This is a genomic window from Bombilactobacillus sp. ESL1202 (genome assembly GCF_058107125.1).
Genome location: NZ_JBYLTX010000003.1, coordinates 25,720 through 42,144 on the forward strand (window position 1 = coordinate 25,720; position 16,425 = coordinate 42,144).

A 16,425-nucleotide genomic window follows, 5' to 3' on the forward strand; every position below is an offset into this window, starting at 1 on the left:
AGGTTAATTATAATACATTATTTAAACGATTTCTTTTAAGTACACCCTAAAAGCACCCAAAAATTAAATATATTTTTTAGACATTTTTTCCAAACATCAAAAAGAAAATATTTCTAATACGGAAAAAAATGTACTGAAAAAGATAGTCCAAAAACTAAAGAAGGGATAACCAATATGACTAAAACAACATTGGATCAAAGCTTAATAGAACTTAATCAACTATTAGATGGAAGTGATCCTGGTGTAGAAATTCATGAACGTATATTATCCAAGCCACCTGTTTTTAGCGGAAATGAAATTAAGAAATTGCGAAAAGAAATAAATACTACTCAACAGGGATTTGCATTAATTATGGGTGAATCTATTAGAACTGTAGAAGCTTGGGAAACGGGACGAAGCAAACCTAACGGTTCTGCATGGTAAAACATATAATAACTGGATTGTTATTTACAAACTAAACCACACAGAACTAATTTTGTTACTAGTAACACTGGACTCGTATCAAATTTTAGATACGCTAATTGAGATTAGTCCGAGTTTACAAGCTGGATTCATTCAAACAAATTGAAAAAAACCGCTTAGCACTTATGACTTGAAGTCAAAATACTAAGTGGTTTTATTTTATTGCTATAACATTCAACACTTTAATTACAAAAATACAATATAAAATAATCATTATTGGTTTACTGAAACGAATTTGCGATTTTGGTATCTGCTGCTTCCAACTCACTTGAGACCTGAGAATACTCCATTGTATCGTGTTCAGCAATTGAGTCGTAGCGTTTAACAACTTGTTCCAATTCCTTTTCTAATTTGATTGCTTGAACAAACGGTTTTAAATTAGTTCCAGATATATTGGTAGCTGTTAATGATTGGACTTGTAATTGTTGAACTGCACTTTTCGCTTGGCGCACATTTTGGTTATAGTTAGCTTGAACAATTTTAATAGTAGTCATTATTTTTTCTCCGCACTTTGGGCTAATGCCAATTCTGATTCTAGTTGGGCCATTTCTGATTCTAATTGGCTGATTCTTTGTTGGATGGAACTTAAATTATCATCATTTTTACTTTCATTATTTTTCGTAACTGATCGGTTATTTGTTTGTAATCGTTCCAATTTATTTTTTCTCTGACCGCGCCATGGTGCTGCAGTAGATTGACCTGTTTGAATATCACTAACAACTCTTTGTAAGTCATCCACCTCCGCTTTAGCTTCTTGTTGTGCCTGGCGCAATTTTTTTAATAATGCTTGCTTATGCTGAATTGCTTGTAAAATAGCGGCAACATCCATTTAAAATTATCTCCCATCTAAAAGCTTATTATTAATAACTACCACTAGCTCGAAACTTGTTTATTAAATCTTCAGATACTGAATCGGGAATGGGGTAAACATGATCATACTTGTGAAGGTAACCATATTTATCAATTTTCTTAGAAAATATATGTTTATCTTCTCTTTTTGGATCGTCTTGCATATCTACTCCAGGTATTTGTACTTGCCAATAATTATGATATTTAGCGATTTCATAATTTCCTGAATTTTTTAAATATTTTACATATTTTTTAGGATAATTCTTCTCCGCAAAACCATATTCTTTATTGTTATCGTAATCGTAATGAACTTTATCAGATGGAATTTTTCGTTGTAAATCTAACGGTAACTGATTATACAAATTGGTATTCAATCCTATCGATTTTGGTGTTATTGGCCAACTATTCACTCTTCTTAAAGGATGAATTTCGCTTGCGTTTTTTATCGTTATCCAATAATCTTGGATAAATAGCTTGATCTTCTTCTCACTTATTTTGTAATTACCTGCATAAGTTTCAATACTGATTCCATCTCCTCCCCCCTCTTGCACTGTCTGTACTTTAAAGGCATCGTTATATACTAAAACAAAGGTTTGATTGGGTTTTAACTTTAAAAAGTATTCGCCATCGCCTTCTCTTGGAAAATATTCAAATTCTGACGAATTAAAGGAAAAGGATTGTCCTATCAAATCTTTAGTCGTTTTAGCTTTAATCTTGGGTGTTAAAACAGCACCCTCATCTTTGCGGACCTGTAGTTTTTTATTACTCATTTTTTGATATTTTGGTGTCATTTCTGATCTACTGGGGGGATTACTACTCAGTCCCATGGTAAAAATACTTAATCCTACCATCATCGCCAACAGAAAGCTTTTATAACTTTTTTTCATTTTTTATTTACCTTGATTTTTACGATGATAATCCGAATAGCTGTCTACTGGCTGATATTTATTTTTGCCCTTTTTGTCAGGAGTTTTATAAAGAACTTTCTTATCTTTAGTTTTATCTTTTACTAACATATCATTCCTATTGGGCATATCCATATTTCCATAAGAGTAATCATAATTAAAATGTGAACTATCTACATTGGGTAAATTCATATCATTTTGATTGGCGTAATTATACGATGGTCCATTCACAAAACCGGCTAAATCATCCGTTTGCCATTCCGCTAAACTTTGCCCACTTTTACCAATGGTCGTTACCGGATCAACATGTAACAATTTCCCGCTTTGATTATTAATAATAAATTCGACATGAAAGTTAGATAGTAATTTGTAATTATTTGAAGAACCAATGCTCGGATAAAAATCTTTAGTTTTCGATTTATTATGTGCTCTCGCACTTTCACTGCCGACTTTAAACTGCCCAGTTTGACTTAAATCATCTAAATATTCGCCTGGAGTGACATGTAATTTCTTAGCCATTTGTTCGACATATTTAGCGTTAGAATCAGAAATATAATAGCGCAATTGGTGAATCTCCGTAGCTAACATTCCACTGGCTGTAGCTAGACCACCCTTTTTGCCTTTAGTGAATGGAAAAGCAGTTTGCACGACTTTGGGCAACAAAATTTGTAACAATTCATTTTCAAAAGGATTCAACATTGGAAAACCATTTGTTAACTTCAGATAACCATTTTCCACGGTCGCTCCTAAGTATTTCAGCATAATCGTTAAGGCTGAACTAGCTGCTTTTTTACTAACTCCCGTTTGTGCATACGGTCGAAATAAAGCATTAAAAGCAGCAGATCCAACTTGACGCGCCTGCTTAAATAAATGATTTAATTGTTTTGATAATTTAACTCCCTTTAAGTTCTTGATACTATCATTCAAGAAATGTTCATAACTAGTTAATGCCACATTATTCCAACCATCACGACCTAACTCTGCTAGAAAAGCGGCAATTTGAAAGTGATCTTTGCCTTGACCTTTAATCCCCGCAGTCACTGCTAGCTCACTTTTAACATCAACTAAATTCTGATCCAACTCTTTTAACGCTAACGGTAGAGTGCGATTATTGTAATTTAACAATTTGCGCTTCGTTTGTTGTACCAGCTGAATTGTTTCGCCCAATGCTTCATCGGCTTGATCATCGATTAATTGACAATTAGCGCCCGCTTCAATCGCTAAGCGGTAAGCTTTGTTCAATCGGGCAACTGTTCTACGATTTCTTTCTTTAGCCCTGGTCAGTATTTTTTCAATATCATCTAAGTTATCGGTATCAATTTTGGCTTGACTACTACTATCAACATCTGCCTTAAAATCATTAATTAAGCGTTGCATGCCCTGCGCTAATTGATCTAACTCATTCATTAATTCTTGCGGTTCACGGACATGAGTCGCTTCTACATACTCGGACATTTGTTGTTGCGTTTTCCCACTGAAGCCTTCTGAATTCGGCACTGCTTTCATTTTGGCACTAGTATCTTGTAACGCACTTTTTAAAGCTTTAACTTGTTTTTGTAAGTCATAATTATTTTCTTCTAACTTACGCATGTCAATTTTAATCATTAGTTTCCCCATATTCTGAATTGTTTTAAAATTAATATATTGATTCTATAATAAATAGTTTTTTATTTTAATGGTAATATATTAATTTAATAATAAAATAACATATTTATCAAACTCAAGTAAAGCAGTATTGTTATGCCGATTAAAAAGCAGATTATAATCCGTGTAATTATTATAAAATCTACAATTAGATCAATTTTGTCAATCTATTTGTATCTAAATTATCTAAGAGAAATAAAATTAATTAGTTTTAATTAACTTATTAATTTCTGTGGCTAAAGATTGATCATTTAAAAATTCTGCAATGGTTTTAATTTGTAATAATTGCTGTTTACCTTGAAGGGGGTCTTCTTTCAAGAATAAAATTTTAGCTAACTCATATTTTTGTAACAAATGAAATCCATTCAGGGTAATACCTATTACTAGTTCTGAACTCAATTGTAAAATTTGTTTTGCCTGATCAAAGTCACATTGTTCAATCATCCGATCGGCACAATTTAGTAATAATGTAGCAAAAATTTCATCACCATGTGGATAATGCTGGTAACGTTGTTGCACTTTGAGGGCTTCAGTCAATAAATTGATCATCAAACGATACGGCAAAATATAACAATTATTCGCAAAAAATTTCACATCCGCTAAAGTCCAAGTCGCCAAATTAGCAAAATAATTGGTAACTAACCGTAACTCTGATTTCGGCAAAGACTGCTTTTGTTGATAGCAATTTAATAAACGATAACTCGCTAATTGAATGCTTTGCATTTTACCGGGATTATTCTCTAAGTTTTGTATCGTGCGCGCAAAATCTTGGACATCACCATTGTTAAACGCTCGCGTTGCTAGAAACTGATAATAAGCAGCTCTTTGTGGCCGATAACCCTGATCAATCCATTGAAATTCTTCCAAACTAATCATTAAGTTATCCAAAATTTGGTTAAATTTATCCGCAGCTAGCATCCGTAGCCCTTTTTCAAATTGAATTGCGTTCGGCTTGGAACAAATTCCTAAATAAACGCTTTTGAGCGATAAGTCTTTTGCCAAACGAATTTTTTTTATCGTTGGACCATACATTTCAACACCACCTAGTTAAGAAAAGTTAACTTTTTCAAGTTAAGTCCATTTAAGCATTGAATAATAACTTTATCAAAACTAAAGGATTGATTGAAACATGCTTAAGTTTATTCGACAAAACATTAACTTCGTACAAATTGCTGGCATCAATTTGCTTTCCAAATTAGGAGATCGTTTGTTTTACACGGCGATGCTAACAATTGCTGCCACCCTACCACAAAATCAAATCGCGGTTACTATTGTCTCTGTCAGTGAGACATTACCAATTGTTTTTAGCTTCTTTCTAGGCAGTTTAGCTGATCAACAGGCCAATAAATTACGTTTACTGAGTCATAGTTCCCTCTTGCGCGCCTTTTTTTATAGCTTAATCGCTATTATAGTCAGTCGACACGCTACCTTAATACTATTAATCATGATGGCTAGTTTGAACTTCTGCTCTGATCTATTGGGCAACTACTCAGCTTCATTAGTCATACCGTTCACGAAAAGTTTAGTGCGTTCACCAGACTTAGAACAGGCTCAAGGATTAATTAGTTTAACCAATCAATTAGTTAATGTGTTAGCAACACTTTTAGGTTCAATTTTACTAATTTTGTGGCCTCCTAAGTTAATAGCGCTCGTTAATGTGGGAATCTTTTCAGTAGTTGGTTTCGGATATCGGGCTTTGCAACCAACTTTAAAGGCAACCAAACGCCAAATTCCTAATAATAGGCAAACTTCAACCTGGATAACTACTTTGCAAAATTTCAAATTATTAAAGACCCAACCGCATTTATGGAACACTTTAAGTCAATTAGTTTTGCTGAATGGCTTCTTTGGTGGCTTAACCCCCATTTTTGTCTTATTTCTCAAGCACAATCACAATCTTTTATTGGTGCCACATTCGATCAAAATTGCTTTATTATCCGGGCTAACAACTTGCATGATGATTCTAGGTAACAGTCAAAGTAATAAAATACTGACCAACACTGCCATTAAAAAATTAGCCATCAGCGCCGATTGCTGGCTGAGTTTAACTACAGTCGGTTTATTGCTGAACAACATCTATCTAATTTTCTGGAGTGTCGCTAGTGTTGCCTTTTTATTGGGCTTAATCTCACCACATTTTTCTGCCCAAGTAATTCGCGTCTTTCCAGCTGCTCGTTTAGGTGGAATTGTCACGATTGCTAATTCGCTTTTAGTTTTAGCTCCACCAATGACGAGTTTACTTTTCCCTACATTGAGTAACTGGAGTCTAACCTTTAGCTACTTAAGCTTTGGCATTTATGGTTTAATCGCTATTATTCTAGGTAGTCGAAAATAACAGTAAGCCAAGAGCCAATTTAGTACTAACATTCTTTAATCAAACCGATATCAACAATTCTTTATGTATAGATGCAACTAATAACCAAAAGAGCTCAGTAAAGTGAACATCTACCTAAAGAAAATTATCGCTTACGTCAACAAATCTTAAAGACTATAATCAAAACCAAATTTATCAAAAATAAATGTTTTAATCGACCAACGGACCAATAATTGTAAATCGAATAAATGGCTAAAGTGTAATAAGTAAATCTCCACTAATACTAGTAAACGCCCCCGCAAATACAACAATCATTGTGACTTCCGAGACCGTGTTAAATTCAACTTAATTCAGTATCAACTTGCCACTGCTGAACCAGATCAAAAATTAAAAAAAGAAAAAAAGGAAAGACAATATCCTTCCTTTTCAATCTAAACCCTATTGATCTAACAACTATCTAAAACTTTTCGATACCAACATAGAACCTATTAATTCTAAATTTCATTGATCTAACAGCTCTCTAAAAATTGACAAATCAATATTTTAAAAAATTTTGCTCACTATAGTTAGCTAAACTACTAACTTATTTTAACAATATTCAATTAAAAATAAAATACTTTTATATACGCGTGATGCTAGTTAATCTTTTCCAAAATATCTTAAAACAAACATTGTTCCAACCTACTTTTAAACTAGGATAAACAACGGAAGCAAACCAACATTCAATTCCATTAGGAACAAACTGTTGATTTTTGGAAAGCAATAATGAATCAAGGTTCGTGTAATTTGATATAATATCAGAGCTTTAAGCTTATTGTCACGACCTCAGACTAGTTAAGTCTTCTTATTACAACTGGCATCAATCATATTAAATAAATATATACGAATTACCAAATACTATTTATACTCGATACAACCCCAATATCAAAATTTTGATCAGATAGCTTGGTTATCTGCTGAAACCTGTTAGCTACAGTCGTTTGTGCTAATTTAGTTCTTAAAAGTAATCTAGATTCACTCTTTGTCGGCACCCAATATCCTAAATCATTGAGATCAGGATATTTATTTACATTTATTCGAATGTTATTTTTTAAAATAATTAATACCGTAACTTCTCTTAGAGAACTAGACATAATCTTTAAAAACTTTTCCATAGCTATTACACTTTCTTACTCAACTAATAGATTTCAGAAAACGAAATTTTGATTTTAACCACATCAATAATTTACCATATGAAATTTCTTCCTTGTGACTTCCTTATGGTTGGTTTAAGCAAAGCTCATGAGATTTAATATTAACTTTAAACTTAATACCAAACTGGACAACTAAATAATTGCTCTTTTAATTATAAATTTAAAATTATTTAAATGACCCGTTGGAATTAAAATTAATATTAATTTTTAGGCTTTTGGCTTCTGGTTGCCCAATAAGAGGGAATATTTAAAGCTGCTAAACGTCCAGCGTTATTGGTATCACTATATACATCTCGCAACGTAAATCCTGCTTTTAACTGACCACCAATTTGTTCTTCAATCGAATGTGAAAACTGGATACCAGCCGCTTCTTTTTTGATTTGTTGCATTTGGTGTTTATCTTTTAAAGGATTAAATGGTAAATGTTGTACTATTTGTTTCTCCTCAGCATCAACCAGATAATTCATTCCATTATCCAACCCTGATAATAATTCACCACCTGGCTTTAAAACCCGATAAGCTTCCCTCCAGATTGGATACACATCTTGAATATAAACATTGGCCACGGGATGAATAATTAAGTCAAAATAATTATTCATAAAAGGTAGTGTTTGACTAATATCACTTTGAATTGTATCAATCTTGTAATGTTCTCGCGTAGCCACTAATTGTTCAGAGGCTAACTGCTTAGCTGAAAAGTCCACTATTGTAACCTGAGCACCTAAGACGGTTAAGATCGGACCTTGTTGACCACCGCCAGCAGCTAAGCCTAAAACCTTCTTATCTTTTAAATCTCCTAACCAATCTTGCGGAACGGGTGTCGTGGGTGTTAAAAATAAAGAATATTTACCAGCTAAAGCCATCTGATAATCAGCATGACTCAGTGGTTGCCCCCATTGCCAACCATTAGCAATCCAATTATTAATAGTTACTTGATTTTGTGCAACATACTTATCCATAAAATTTCTCCATTCTTTGGCTACTAGCAGTCACTCATGACATTTAATAATTTTGGTAAACCACCAATGCCTGTAAGCGCGATAGCTGAACCACGCAATTGAACTTGATGCAAAAATTATAGTCACAAATTTTCCGAAAGTTTGGCGTCTGGTTACTTACTTTCTGATTTTTGATCCACAAAAACTGAGTACTTTTTTAAATCACAATGTAAGCGCCACTTTTCTCGTGCTTTGAATTTAAGATCAAAAGTAACAATTTGATTTTGATCTAACTTACTTAAATGACAAATTACTTTCAATTTTAATCCAGCTTTTGGAAAAAGATAGAGATGCCCAAGATCAACCCATGATGGCTTTTTTAATCCAGTCGACTGCCAATTTTTAATTGGATAATATTGGTGCTTGATGTCAGCCGCTTTAGTTTGATACTTACTAGTAATTATAAAAGCTTCAACTATTCGCATTGATACTTGACGAATTAATACCGGTCGCGACTTACCACCATTAGTTTCTACAAAACTAACATATAATGTGATTAAATCATTAGTCCTCATCTGGATCATTAAGCCAAGCGGCCACCTCTTTGGCATCTTTTAATTCCGTCAACGGCGTCTTTTCTGTCGCCTTGAGGAAACGCAAACTGGCTTTTTCTTCCACATTTAAGGCAGGTTTAAAAGGCAAAGTACCATCAGCCACAATTCGCTTATAAAACATATTGATTGCCGTAGTTGGATTTAATCCCAGCTCATTAAACCGCTTCAGTATTCTCAGCACCAAATCTTTATCAATTTGAACCTGAATTCATTTCTTTTCTTTAACTACCATGATTGGCTCAACCTTCCTTTTTGCAATCAAATAATACTACCTCTTGAGTATAAATTCAATCAATCTAAACTCTTAAGAAGAGGTTATTAACGAATACCTATTGATATGCTTTGATTATACTCAGCGCTATGAATACTTGTTTAAAGCAATTGATTAAATTCAAGCATTAACTTAATCATACCAAGCTAGCTAACATTTAATAATTATTTCACAATATATGATTGATAATTTATTCACAATAATGATAAAATAACTGATATAATTTAGCAGTTAGCAATTAACTTACACCAAAATACCCTCGCTGGCTGCTACTTTTAAATTCTGTAGGAGGCAAACAATTATGGTCAATCGTTTAAAAGGTAAAGTTGCGCTGATGACTGGTGGTGCTGGAGGAATGGTTGCTGCCGGGATTGCACCTTGCTTCGTTGAAGAAGGAGCAACCGTCGTTCTAACTGATGTTCAAGAAAGTGAATTAGAAAAAGAATTTGTGGCTCACAATGAACTCGCTTCTTATCAGACTTTGGATGTGACATCTGAAAGCCAGTGGCAAGAAGTAATCACCACCGTAGTCAAGCAATTTGGTCACTTAGACATCTTAGTCAATGCTGCTGGGATTGCCCCAGTAGCTCAATCAATTGAAGACGTTGATTTAAAGCTCTGGCAAAAAGTGATGGATATTAATTTAACTGGTCAATTTTTAGGTATTAAGCATTCCTTTACTGCCATGAAAAAAAATGGTGGTTCGATCATTGACATTGCTTCAATTAACGGCCTAGTTGGTATTGCCTTCTATGATATTTATACTGCTTCCAAAGGTGGTATTAGAATGTTAACCAAAGCAGCTGCGTTAGATGCTGCCGCTCAAAATTATCCGATTAGGGTCAATGCTGTCTTTCCGGGACAAATCAGAACACCAATTTTAGATGATCATCCAGAAGCTGTAAAAGAATTTGTCAAGAAAATTCCTTTGGGTCATATTGGTGAACCCAGAGATATTGGTCAACTTTGTGTCTATCTGGGCTCTGACGAATCCCAATACGCTACTGGTAATGAATTTACTATTGACGGCGGTTATACTGCCCAATAAAACTAAACTAAGTTTTATTACATTGCTCCTAAAATATTACTTCTAATGAAACTGGATCAAAAGTCGTTTAACAGTTGCATACTCGCAGAATAAAATCTCAATTCTGTCGGCAACAAATATGGACTTTTGGAGAACAATAATGAATTAATGTTCACTTAATTGACGATAGGATACGAACATTATTCTGATGGTTCCAGTTTCTTTTTTTATTATCTTCATTCAGCCTTCTAGATGACCTAGTTTTGCGGAAATTATCATAATTTACTGTCCTAAGCTAACTGGTTACCTTTTTAATTATGCATTTAAAATCCGTTCAATGTTCATCGCTACTCCATTGTCAAGATTGGTTTTAGTGACAAAATCAGCTTGTGCTTGCACGGCTTTCACAGCATTTGTCATGGTAATACTCTGACCAGCAACTTGAAACACCGCCAGATCATTTTCGCTATCACCAATGGCGTAACACTGAGTTAAATCGATGTCTAAGTCCTGCATTAACTGCGTTAATGCCTGCCCCTTACTACAATTTTCTGCCATCAACTCTCCATTCCGCGGCGAGGAAAAAACTACATTAAAAGTTGGATTCATCCTGCGAATTTACTGCAGCACCGTTGATTGTTCACTAAAAGCTTCAAATTTAAAAATTCGCTGATGTTTCGTTTTCATAATATTCACATCATCAAATTGATTGCATATTAATAACTTCACGGAAGAATAATTGCATTTTGTATCTACATAGAATATACTTTGAGCGTAATAATAATTCGGGAGGAAAAATATGACACTTATTAATGAAAAAACACACTTATCCAAGTGGGGAAACTCTCAAGCTATTAGAATTCCTAGCAACATTATTAAACAATTGAAATTAGATGATAACCAATATATGACCATGACAATTGAAAATGAGTCAATCGTTTTAACTCCAATAAAAAAGAAGCCAACCAATATTCACGAATTATTCAAGGACTGGCAAGATGATGGGAAGCGGGATAACGAGTTGGATTGGGAAAAGTCAGAAGGCAATGAACTTCAATGGTAAGCCAAGGCGATATATTTTATGTTAACTTTAATCCAAGCCGTGGTCATGAACAGCTGAATAAGCGGCCAGCCATTGCTCTAAGTAATGATCTAGTTTGTCAAACAAGTAATATGACGATTGTGGCCCCAATTAGCAGTACAGAACGTGATTTTCCAATGTATCATCGACTAACTAGTAGCCAAACAATATATGAAAAAGTATTATTAGATCAAACAATCGCCCTAGATTTGCGGGCAAGACACGTCACTGATGAAGCAATTGTTGATCATGTATCACGTGCAGAATTAGAAGAAATAATCTATTTATACAAATTATTGTTCAGTATTGATAATGAATAACAGTCCAAAGTGTAGCCTAGTCAAGCTTTTTATTTCAACTATTTTTTAAATAGCACAATGCGTATATATAAATCGCAAATGAAAGCTATGTAATAGGAATTAATATGGTATACCCTTAAAGCCTGTTTTGTTAATACAACAGTGAAATTGTGATAGATCAATGAAAGTATTTTTATGATTTTTTTGCTTAATCTTAAAAAAATACTTTTTTAGTGCCACAATCACGTTTTTACATTAGTAAAGTATGAGAAAAAGAGTTAAGCAATCTCTTTTGATTAGAGTTGGAAACAACGGTTTACAGCAGCATTGTATCATCGTTACTCATCAATCATTACAGAACCATCCGCTTTAAAATTTCTAAATTTTAAATTGGTTATGCTGACCATAATATATTCATATTTCATACAATGAAACTTTAATGTTACACATTTATACTAAAAACAACACTCTAATATCGACTAACGAGTAATATAGTAGGTTTGTCAACATTTTTTAAGTAATTGATAATTTAGTCCTGCAATTTATCTTTACGATATTGACAAGGAGACATTTTATATCTTTCTTCAAACTTATGATAAAAGAAACTAGAATTACTATAACCAATCTCATTGATAATTTGATTAACTGACCAATCAGTTTTTATTAAATAATTAGCCGCAGCTTTTAATTTCTCTTCTTGCACTAATTGCTTAAAAGTCTTACCGGTCATTTTTTTGACTAACGAACTAAAGTAATTGGGATGAAAAGAGAATTTTTGAGCTGCCTCTTTTAGATTAGTATTACGAAAATTGGCTTGAATATATTCCTGAATACTAAATAATATACTTTGGTTTTGATAGTAATAGTAATCCGTTCCTCTTGTTAAATTAATAAAAAAAACTAATAACAAAGATTCCATTACTGTTTTTGCACCAAGCAACCAAGAGTCTTGTTCTTGTAAAATTTGTAAAATAATATTATGAATAGAAGCAGCATTTTTAATGATCAAAAAACCGGATTGATTATTTTCATTAGAAATACACTTCATGATAAAATCCGTTAATTCTCCATGTTGTGGCAATTTATTCAAAAAATCACTAGTAAAATAAGGCTTTTTAATTAACAAATTAATAATAATATCTTCTTGGTTCGTTTGTAATAAAGTATGAACTGTTTGCGTATTAAGAAAACACAAATCATTTTGAGTTAGATGATATAATTTTCCTTCAATATATTCAGTAACATCACCATGCATTACATAATTAATTTCAATATAGTCATGTATATGAAGTGGCACTACTGAATAGCGAGTATGTTGTCCCAATATCAAAGTAATTTCATTAGACAATGAATTTGATAGTTTGATAGTTTTAGACATGAACTTTTCTTCCATTGAATTAAAAGTAAATAGATAAACGGGATTTCCTTGCTGATACTTAACGATTTGCAAATGTCGATAATATTTATCATTAACCAAATTATCTATCTTATACTGCTGTTCAGTAGCAGATAAGCGGAGCAATGTTTTTTCAATTTTATTCATTATTATTAAGTTTCGTCCTCCTTATAATTAAGTTTCATCATTTTTAATGATAACACTTACAAATATAATAACAGTAAATATAAGGAGGTATCTATGATGAATGAAGAACACTTAGCCGAAGCAATTATTAAGCATATCGGCGGTCAAAAAAATGTCATTTCTTTAATCCATTGTGTAACTAGACTTCGTTTTAATCTTAAAGATAACAACTTAGCTGACGATCAAAAAATTGAAAATCTAACTGGTGTTATCTCTGTAGTCAAAAGCGGCGGACAATATCAAGTGGTGATCGGTAACAAAGTTAAAAATATTTACGATGCGATCATTCAAAAATATCCATCTTTAGCTGACAATTCCGCAATATCACCTGCTCATGAGAATGATGTTAAAAAACAGAAAACCGCTGGTAATCTTTTTAATCGATTTATTAATATGATTGTTGCTGTCGTAGGTCCAATAATTCCCATAATTGCGGTCTCTGGAATTTTAAAAGGACTGTTAGCTTTATTAACTTCAATCAAATTGGTTGATGAAAAATCCTCTACGTATATTATGTTGTATGCAATTGCTAATGCTACTTTCTATTTTTTACCAGCGTTAGTGGGGTTTTCTGCTGCCAAAAGATTTAAAGCTAATTTGTTCGTAGGATCAACACTTGGATTAATACTTTGTTATCCAACGCTAGTCACAGCATTCTCAGCCAATAAGACCTTCACTCTGTTTCATATTCCAGTCGTACTAGCTAACTATACTTCTTCTCTTTTTCCTGTAATCTTTGCAGTTTGGATACAATCAGTTATTGAACACTATTTGACTCCACGCATAAATGAATCCTTGCGTAGTATTGTAGTTCCTTTTTGTTCCTTGTTGGGAGCAATTATTCCAACATTTTTGATTGCCGGACCAATTATTTCTGAATTGAGCTCTCTTTTATCAAAAGGAATTATTGGAATTTATAACCTTGCACCAGTTGTAGCAGGTGTTATCTTGGGAGCATTCTGGCAATTGATCGTGGTTTTAGGATTACACTACGCATTCATTCCAATTTTGATGAATAACATAACAACTCTGCACTCTGATCCAATCAACGCCATTTTAACTATTACTGTTTTTGCTCAAATGGCAGGTACCTTAGGTGTGTGGGCTAAAACCAAAAAATCAGACTTAAAAGCAATTGCAGGTAGCGCAGCGGTAACATCATTTTTAGGGGTTACAGAACCTGCGATTTACGGCGTTTCATTAAAATACAAAAAAGTCTTTGGAATGACCTTTATCGGAGGTGCTTTTGGTGGGGCAATTATGGCTTTAATGAAAGCTAAGTGTTATGCTTTCGGTGCCAATGCCATCTTTGCTGCTCCAATGTTTATTAGTCCTAAAGGAATAGATAATAGTTTTTGGGCATACATTGTTTCAAGTATTGTAACAGTCGTAGTTACATTTATTTGCACCTATTTATGGGGTTACAAAGACGACCCAACAGAGACAACATCTACAAATAATAAATTAACAACCATTTACTCTCCTATAAAGGGGAAATTTGTTTCTCTAAAAGATGTAAACGACCGGGTATTCTCTTCTGGTTCAATGGGACAAGGCTTTGGAATAATACCCGAATCAAGTGAAGTTAGAGCACCGATTTCAGGAACAGTTGTTATGATTCCTGATACGAAGCACGCAATTGGTCTAAAGGCAGATAACGGAATTGAAATTTTGATTCACATGGGTATAGATACTGTCAACTTGAATGGAAGACCATTTACAATTAAAGTTCATCTAAATAGCCATGTTAAAAAAGGAGAGCTTCTAGCAACAGCTGATTGGCAACTAATTAAGGACGCCAAATTAGACTCAACAACAGTCATCATTTTAACCGATTCTTCAACTTTTAATAATATAAAATTTATCAACAATCAAAAACAATTGACTACCGATGATCAAGTTTTATCGGTAGAATAGAGGATAGACATGGACAATCAATTAAATCAAGTTTTATCATCTCATCAAGATAATCATATTTTTCCATTTTTGTGGTTACACCATGAACCAGCAAATATACTAGTTGATAACATCAACAAAATTTTTGCTTCTGGGATTACTGCTTTTTGTGTCGAATCAAGACCTCATCCCGATTTTACTGGTCCTTTATGGTGGCAAGATATGGACTTAATTTTAAAAACTGCTAAAGATAAAAACATGAAGGTTTGGATCTTAGATGACTCACATTTTCCAACAGGGTATGCTAATGGAGCCATCAAAAAGAAATATCAGCAATATCGTAAATTATATTTATACATTAAACAATTGGACTTTTGTGGTCCTTTAACTGATTCTACTATTTTATTGAAGTATCTTAATCCCAACGCAAGAGCATCATTAAGTTCGGCCAAAATTGTTGCAACCGATCATATTATTAAAGTTCTCGCTGCCAAAAAAAATGGTAGTAATTCCATTGATCTAAATACTATGGTTGATTTAACCAATAATGTTGCTGATAAACGATTACACTGGAATATTCCTCAAGGAGAATGGCGAATTTTCATATTGGTGGAAACATATTCTGGTGGTGCGCCTGAAACTCAAGATTACTTAAATCCTTTGGTTGCTGATGCTACAAAGGTTTTGATTAACGAAGTTTATCAACCCCATTATCGCCACTATCAAAAACTATTTGGCAACACAATTGCTGGTTTCTTTAGTGATGAACCTCAATTAGGAAATAACCATAGTAAATATGCTCAAATTGGTCAATTAGAAATGGTTTTACCTTGGCGACCTAATATGCTAACAGAATTTTTTGCTGAGGATTATCTTCAACTGCCATTGTTAACTAATGTCACAGCTAACGGTTCAGAAAAAAGAATTCGCTATAAATACATGAATCTCATCAGCAAACTCTATTCTGAAAATTTTACTCAAGTATTAGCCGATTGGTGTCATGAACATAACGTCCAACATGTGATCGAAGACAATGGAGCACATGCGCGATTGGGAACCGGAGATGGCCACTACTACCGAGCATTAGCAGGACAGGATATGGCTGGAGTTGATGTAGTATTGAATCAAATCCTCCCTGGCATGGATAATTATCAATTTAAATCGATGACAAATTCTGGCTGGAATGGTGAATTTTTTCATTACGGTTTAGCTAAACTCGGTAGTTCCTTAGGCCACTTGGATTCTAAGAAGCAAGGACAGACACTAGCTGAAGTTTTTGGTGCCTACGGTTGGGCTGAAGGAATGCCTTTAATGAAATTTTTAGCCGATCATATGTTAGTCAGAGGAATT

At 33.5% G+C, this 16,425-nt stretch carries 18 protein-coding genes; 7 read left to right on the forward strand and 11 right to left on the reverse strand.

The window, feature by feature from the left end:
* The first annotated feature begins 174 nt into the window (after positions 1 to 174).
* Positions 175 to 423, forward strand: coding sequence for a helix-turn-helix domain-containing protein (locus AC3B7A_RS09385; protein WP_489756659.1), 249 nt, complete (start codon positions 175 to 177; stop codon positions 421 to 423).
* 260 nt (positions 424 to 683) lie between these two features.
* On the opposite strand, the gene AC3B7A_RS09390 is transcribed toward AC3B7A_RS09385, so the two are convergent.
* From AC3B7A_RS09390 to AC3B7A_RS09410, 5 genes are all read right to left on the reverse strand, one after another.
* The gene (locus AC3B7A_RS09390) at positions 684 to 956 is read right to left on the reverse strand and encodes a DUF5344 family protein (RefSeq protein ID WP_489756660.1); all 273 of its coding nucleotides are present in this window, start codon (positions 954 to 956) and stop codon (positions 684 to 686) included.
* Complete coding sequence (locus tag AC3B7A_RS09395) at positions 956 to 1,291, reverse strand: hypothetical protein (RefSeq protein ID WP_489756661.1); 336 nt, start codon at positions 1,289 to 1,291, stop codon at positions 956 to 958. Before AC3B7A_RS09395 ends, AC3B7A_RS09390 begins: the two co-directional genes overlap by 1 nt.
* A gap of 31 nt (positions 1,292 to 1,322) precedes the next feature.
* Positions 1,323 to 2,198 (reverse strand): hypothetical protein, encoded by an 876-nt coding sequence (locus AC3B7A_RS09400; RefSeq protein ID WP_489756662.1) that lies wholly within the window; start codon positions 2,196 to 2,198, stop codon positions 1,323 to 1,325.
* Between the two features lie 3 nt (positions 2,199 to 2,201).
* On the reverse strand, positions 2,202 to 3,821 hold the full coding sequence (locus AC3B7A_RS09405; protein WP_489756663.1) for a DUF3114 domain-containing protein: 1,620 nt from the start codon (positions 3,819 to 3,821) through the stop codon (positions 2,202 to 2,204).
* A gap of 240 nt (positions 3,822 to 4,061) precedes the next feature.
* Positions 4,062 to 4,892: an Rgg family transcriptional regulator gene (locus tag AC3B7A_RS09410; RefSeq protein ID WP_489755745.1), complete on the reverse strand. Its 831-nt coding sequence runs from the start codon at positions 4,890 to 4,892 to the stop codon at positions 4,062 to 4,064.
* Between the two features lie 97 nt (positions 4,893 to 4,989).
* Here AC3B7A_RS09410 and AC3B7A_RS09415 point away from each other — a divergent pair, with 97 nt between their 5' ends.
* Positions 4,990 to 6,195, forward strand: a complete 1,206-nt coding sequence (locus AC3B7A_RS09415) for an MFS transporter (protein ID WP_489755744.1) — start codon at positions 4,990 to 4,992, stop codon at positions 6,193 to 6,195.
* A gap of 866 nt (positions 6,196 to 7,061) precedes the next feature.
* Here AC3B7A_RS09415 and AC3B7A_RS09420 read toward each other — a convergent pair.
* From AC3B7A_RS09420 to AC3B7A_RS09435, 4 genes are all read right to left on the reverse strand, one after another.
* Positions 7,062 to 7,328: a hypothetical protein gene (locus AC3B7A_RS09420; RefSeq protein ID WP_489755743.1), complete on the reverse strand. Its 267-nt coding sequence runs from the start codon at positions 7,326 to 7,328 to the stop codon at positions 7,062 to 7,064.
* 239 nt (positions 7,329 to 7,567) lie between these two features.
* Entirely contained in the window at positions 7,568 to 8,326 is a 759-nt protein-coding gene (locus tag AC3B7A_RS09425) for a class I SAM-dependent methyltransferase (RefSeq protein ID WP_489755742.1), read from the reverse strand.
* Between the two features lie 152 nt (positions 8,327 to 8,478).
* Positions 8,479 to 8,880: a hypothetical protein gene (locus AC3B7A_RS09430; RefSeq protein ID WP_489756573.1), complete on the reverse strand. Its 402-nt coding sequence runs from the start codon at positions 8,878 to 8,880 to the stop codon at positions 8,479 to 8,481.
* Positions 8,870 to 9,127, reverse strand: coding sequence for a type II toxin-antitoxin system RelB/DinJ family antitoxin (locus AC3B7A_RS09435; RefSeq protein WP_489756572.1), 258 nt, complete (start codon positions 9,125 to 9,127; stop codon positions 8,870 to 8,872). Before AC3B7A_RS09435 ends, AC3B7A_RS09430 begins: the two co-directional genes overlap by 11 nt.
* Before the next feature lie 364 nt (positions 9,128 to 9,491).
* On the opposite strand from AC3B7A_RS09435, the gene AC3B7A_RS09440 reads away from it, so the two are divergent.
* Positions 9,492 to 10,238: an SDR family oxidoreductase gene (locus AC3B7A_RS09440; RefSeq protein WP_489755741.1), complete on the forward strand. Its 747-nt coding sequence runs from the start codon at positions 9,492 to 9,494 to the stop codon at positions 10,236 to 10,238.
* Positions 10,239 to 10,532: 294 nt separating this feature from the next.
* On the opposite strand, the gene AC3B7A_RS09445 is transcribed toward AC3B7A_RS09440, so the two are convergent.
* Positions 10,533 to 10,826 (reverse strand): HAD family hydrolase, encoded by a 294-nt coding sequence (locus tag AC3B7A_RS09445; protein ID WP_489755740.1) that lies wholly within the window; start codon positions 10,824 to 10,826, stop codon positions 10,533 to 10,535.
* Positions 10,827 to 11,016: 190 nt separating this feature from the next.
* On the opposite strand from AC3B7A_RS09445, the gene AC3B7A_RS09450 reads away from it, so the two are divergent.
* Complete coding sequence (locus AC3B7A_RS09450; protein WP_489755739.1) at positions 11,017 to 11,280, forward strand: AbrB/MazE/SpoVT family DNA-binding domain-containing protein; 264 nt, start codon at positions 11,017 to 11,019, stop codon at positions 11,278 to 11,280.
* Positions 11,274 to 11,618, forward strand: coding sequence for a type II toxin-antitoxin system PemK/MazF family toxin (locus AC3B7A_RS09455; protein WP_489755738.1), 345 nt, complete (start codon positions 11,274 to 11,276; stop codon positions 11,616 to 11,618). The genes AC3B7A_RS09450 and AC3B7A_RS09455 overlap by 7 nt, the downstream gene beginning before the upstream one ends.
* A gap of 508 nt (positions 11,619 to 12,126) precedes the next feature.
* Here AC3B7A_RS09455 and AC3B7A_RS09460 read toward each other — a convergent pair.
* A complete protein-coding gene (locus tag AC3B7A_RS09460) occupies positions 12,127 to 13,140 on the reverse strand; it encodes an AraC family transcriptional regulator (protein ID WP_489755737.1) in 1,014 nt (337 codons plus the stop codon).
* A gap of 93 nt (positions 13,141 to 13,233) precedes the next feature.
* Here AC3B7A_RS09460 and AC3B7A_RS09465 point away from each other — a divergent pair, with 93 nt between their 5' ends.
* Together AC3B7A_RS09465 and AC3B7A_RS09470 are read left to right on the forward strand one after the other, a co-directional pair.
* Positions 13,234 to 15,096 (forward strand): beta-glucoside-specific PTS transporter subunit IIABC, encoded by a 1,863-nt coding sequence (locus tag AC3B7A_RS09465; protein WP_489755736.1) that lies wholly within the window; start codon positions 13,234 to 13,236, stop codon positions 15,094 to 15,096.
* Positions 15,097 to 15,105: 9 nt separating this feature from the next.
* On the forward strand, positions 15,106 to 16,425 hold a 1,320-nt coding region (locus AC3B7A_RS09470; protein WP_489756664.1), incomplete at its 3' end, for a glycosyl hydrolase.